We start from the raw sequence: 4,004 nt of genomic DNA, 5'->3' as shown, positions 1-4,004 counted from the left end.
CCAGGATCAAGGACGTGGCGGAGTACGCGGGCGTCTCGCCCAAGACCGTCTCCAACGTCATCAACGACTTCGAGCACGTCTCCGACCGGACCCGCGAGGCCGTGCGCGAGGCGATCGACGCCCTGGGCTACCGGGTCAACATCGCGGGCCGGCAACTGCGTCAGGGCCGCACCGGCATGATCACGCTGGCCGTCCCCGAGCTCGACGTCGCCTACTTCTCCGAGCTCGCCAAGCATGTGATGACCGAGGCCGACCGGCGCGGCCTGACGGTCCTGCTGCACCAGACGGGCGGCGTGCGCGAACGCGAACTGGCCGCGCTGCACGGCTTCGACGCCCAGTTCACCGACGGCGTCGTGCTCAGCCCGCTCGCCCTCCAGCCCCGCGACCTCGCCACCCGCGACCGGCGGCTGCCCGTCGTGCTGCTCGGCGAGCGCCCGGCCGAGAGCGGCGCCGACCACGTCGCCATCGACAACGTCCGGGCCGCGCGCGAGGCCACCGCCCACCTGCTGGCCCAGGGCCGTCGCCGCGTCGCCGTCGTCGGCGGCGCCGTGCGCGGCCGGCAGGGCACCGACCGGCTGCGCACCGAGGGGTACCGGCAGGCCCTCGCGGAAGCCGGCGTTCCCTTCGATGCCGCTCTCGTCGTGCCGGTGGACGCCTACCACTGGAAGGACGGCGCGCGCGCCGCGCTCGCCCTGGTCGACGCCGCCCCGCGCCCCGACGCCCTGCTCTGCCTCAACGACCATCTGGCGCTGGGCGCGCTGCGCGCCCTGCACGAGCGGGGCCACGGTGTCCCCGGCGAGCTGGACGTGGTGGGCTTCGACGACATCGAGGCGTCCCGCTTCAGCGTGCCGAGCCTCACGACGGTCGCCCCCGACAAGAGGGAGATCGCCCGCGCCGCGGTGGCGCTGCTCCTCGACCGGATCGACGCACCGGACGCGGCCACCTTCCAGGACCACGTCGTCGGCCACGAGCTGATCGTCCGGGAGAGCTCAGGAGGCTGACCCGGCCCGGCTGGTGACGGTCCGTCGGATGAGGTGTGCCGTCCCGGGCCCATGACGCCCCGCACTGCGGTGGAAATCGCTGGCGGTCCCGGCCGGTCGCCCCGCATGCTGGCGCGGTGCACCACGACCGACAGCAGATCCGCGCCCGTCACACCGACGACACCCTCACCGTCTACCAGGCCTACCGCCCGGAGATCGGGCTCGCCGCCGTCCGCGAGGGGCGCTTCCCGGAGACCTGGAAGCGGGACCGGATGACGTGGATCAAGCCGTCCTTCCTCTGGATGATGTACCGCTGCGGCTGGGCGGCCAAGGAGGGTCAGGAGACCGTGCTGGCCGTCGAGATCACCCGCGAAGGCTTCGAGTGGGCGCTGCGGCACGCGAGCCTCTCCCACTACCAGCCGGGACTCCACGAGGATCTCGCCTCCTGGAAGCGGGAGTTGCGCCGCGCCCCGGCCCGGGTCCAGTGGGACCCCGAGCGCGACCTGCACCTCGATCCGCTGCCTCACCGGTCCCTGCAACTGGGCCTCTCCGGTGAGGCGGTGCGCCGTTACGCCGACGTGTGGACGGTGTCCCTCACCGACGTGACGCCGCTGGCCCACGAGATCCACGGGCTCGTGCGGGCGGGCGACACGGAGGGTGCCGCGCGGCTGTTGCCGCAGGAGCGGGCGTATCCGGTGCCCGAGGGGCTGTTGGACCATCTGCGGCGCTGACCACGGCCCGTCGGATCCCGGAGCGCCCGCCCCGGCCCGTGGTTGTCAGCGGCCGGCTACCGGCGGCTGGTCGTCACCGGTCCGGCGTCACCGGTCCGGCGTCACCGGTCCGCGGTCAGCGGTCCGCCGTGTGCGCTCGGTCGTCCGCGGTCACCGCGCGGTCCGGATCCGTGCGCGCGCTGCCCGCACCCGCCGCGGCGCCGTCGCCCCCGAGGCCCGGGGTGCCCGCCGCCGCTCCTGCCGTCCGCCGTCCCCGGTACAGGATCCACAGCGCGCCCGCGCCCAGCGCCGCCCCACCGGCCAGGGCCACCTGCACCGGGGTCCCCGACTGGACGGCCGTCACCGGTCCCGACCACACGTACGTGAGCAGCGCGCCGCCGGCCAGGGCGAGCCGGTGCGCCGGACCCCAGTCCGCGGCGCGGGCCCAGCGGGCGCCGAGCGCCACGCAGCCCGCGACGACCGCGCACCAGGCCCCGCACAGCAGCCACGGCGCGTCCTCGCCGAGGAACAGGTCGCGCAGCCAGTACACGCTGGTCACCGCCAGCGCCGCCGCGGCCACCACGACCGGGCGCGGCGCCCGCTCCCGGCGCGGTACGGCCGGCCGGCGGCCCAGCCGGAACGCGAGCACGACCAGCGCCACGATCACACCGCCGGACCAGGCGAACTGCGCGGGCGAGGCGACGAAGCCCGTGCCCGCGATCTGCATCGCGCACAGCCCCGTGACGCCGAGCAGGAAGACCGCCCCCACCAGGACCGTCCCGCGTCCGCCGAGCCACGGCCGCGGCCCCGACCGGGCGTCCCACGCCTCGACCAGCGCGATCGGCACGCAGATGCTCCACACCGTGTGCAGCGTCAGCGAGTCCTGGAGCAGCTGCAGACTCGTGCCGAGGCCGGGCACGTAGCTGCCCGCGTACGCGTCACCGATGTCGAAGCCCCCGTAGACCGGATTCCACAGCATCATGTCGACGGGCCCCTCCTCCAGGAGGGCGTACGCGGCCGCGAGCACGAGCATCGTCGGCCAGCCGCGGCCGGTGCGGCGGGCCGCCTCGTGGATCAGGACGGCGCCGCCGCCGTACATGGGGGCGAAGAGCAGCAGGGCGAACGGTTCGGTGACCGGGGTGTTGCCGAGCAGGTACTCGCCGACGAGCGGCGCCAGGAAGAACAGCGCCACCGCCCGGCGCGCGCCGCCGCGGCGTTCGGCTGTGGATGCGGACATGCCGCTCACGCTAGGGACCGGCGCACCGCGTGCGCGGCCTGCGCCGGGCTGCGCGACGGCGACGAAAGTATCGCTCCGGGCGGGTCCCCGGAAGACTTTCGGTGGAGCCCCGGTCTCTCCCCGGTCTCCCCAGTCTCCCCGGTCCCCTCGGTCTCTCCGGTCGCGCGGGTCGGTCGCGGCTGCGTCGGAAGCAGTCCGCAAACGCCAGGGCAGGCTGCGTTAACGGTTAGGGTGGGCCCATGAACGAGCGACAGCCTGCCCGGCGCCCGGGCGGACGCAGTGCCCGGGTCGGTGCGGACGTGCACCGGGCGGTGACGGAGCTGATCGGTGAGCGCGGCTACGGCGCGTTCACCGTCGGCGAGGTCGCGGCCCGCGCGGGCGTGGCCGACAGCAGCATCTACCGCCGCTGGGGGAACCTGGAGGCCCTGCTCTCCGAGGTGGTCCTCGCCCGCCTCGACGCGCAGTCGCCGATGCCCGACACCGGGAGCCTCGCCGGGGACCTGCGCACGTACGCCGCCCAGGTGGCCCGTGAGATCACCGGACCGGACGGCCCCGCGGTGCTGCACCTGGCGGTCGCGCTGTCCGGGACCGGCGAGAAGGGCCGGCAGGCGCGGGACGCCCTGCGCACCGAGCGGACCCGGCAGTTGCAGACCATGCTCGACCGGGCCCGTGACCGGGGTGAACAGGCGCCGGACGCGTTCGGCGTGCTGGACCACGTCCTGGCCCCGATGTACATCCGGGTGCTGTTCGGCATGGGCCCGCTCACCCCGGAGTACGTCGACGGACTGGTCGACCGGCTGCTGTGAGTCCGGCCGGACCGGAGAGAGCGCCCCGCGCGCACGGAATCCGGCAGCGGGGGTGTGTCAGTCCCGGCCCGTGTCCCGGCCGACGGCCGCGCGATAGGCGCGGTTGAGCCGCTCGCCCACGGCGCAGCGCTTCGGCACCCGGGCGCACTCCTCGCACGTCATCACGTGGTCGAGATACCTCCGGTACTCGGGCCAGGCGGCCTCCGGCGGCTCCTGCGCGTTCACGTACGACTCCCTGCACCCGGCCCGGCGGTCGCGCACGGCATCGACC

The 4,004-nt window shown here is 74.9% G+C and carries 4 protein-coding genes and 1 pseudogene; 3 read left to right on the top strand and 2 right to left on the bottom strand.

Annotated elements, in window-relative coordinates:
- Nucleotides 1–1,001, top strand: a 1,001-nt coding sequence (locus GTW43_RS14545; protein WP_202501440.1) for a LacI family DNA-binding transcriptional regulator, incomplete at its 5' end; no start/stop codon positions are given.
- A gap of 116 nt (nt 1,002–1,117) precedes the next feature.
- A complete protein-coding gene (locus GTW43_RS14540) occupies nt 1,118–1,711 on the top strand; it encodes a DUF4291 domain-containing protein (protein WP_161302244.1) in 594 nt (197 codons plus the stop codon).
- A gap of 115 nt (nt 1,712–1,826) precedes the next feature.
- Here GTW43_RS14540 and GTW43_RS14535 read toward each other — a convergent pair whose 3' ends face one another.
- Nucleotides 1,827–2,927 (bottom strand): hypothetical protein, encoded by a 1,101-nt coding sequence (locus GTW43_RS14535; protein ID WP_161302242.1) that lies wholly within the window; start codon nt 2,925–2,927, stop codon nt 1,827–1,829.
- 239 nt (nt 2,928–3,166) lie between these two features.
- Between GTW43_RS14535 and GTW43_RS14530 the strand changes: the two genes are divergently transcribed.
- The gene (locus tag GTW43_RS14530) at nt 3,167–3,733 is read left to right on the top strand and encodes a TetR/AcrR family transcriptional regulator (RefSeq protein ID WP_161302241.1); all 567 of its coding nucleotides are present in this window, start codon (nt 3,167–3,169) and stop codon (nt 3,731–3,733) included.
- Nucleotides 3,734–3,790: 57 nt separating this feature from the next.
- Here GTW43_RS14530 and GTW43_RS14525 read toward each other — a convergent pair.
- A pseudogene (locus tag GTW43_RS14525) lies at nt 3,791–4,004 on the bottom strand (hypothetical protein); the annotation flags it as partial.

Source organism: Streptomyces sp. SID5785, from assembly GCF_009870065.1.
Lineage (GTDB): Bacteria > Actinomycetota > Actinomycetes > Streptomycetales > Streptomycetaceae > Streptomyces.
This window is presented reverse-complemented; position numbering and strand designations above follow the sequence as displayed.

Coding starts and splice junctions, on each gene's coding strand:
- GTW43_RS14535 (WP_161302242.1), bottom strand. CDS start 2,927: ATGTCCGCATCCACAGCCGAACGCCGCGGCGGCGCGCGCCGGGCGGTG.
- GTW43_RS14530 (WP_161302241.1), top strand. CDS start 3,167: ATGAACGAGCGACAGCCTGCCCGGCGCCCGGGCGGACGCAGTGCCCGG.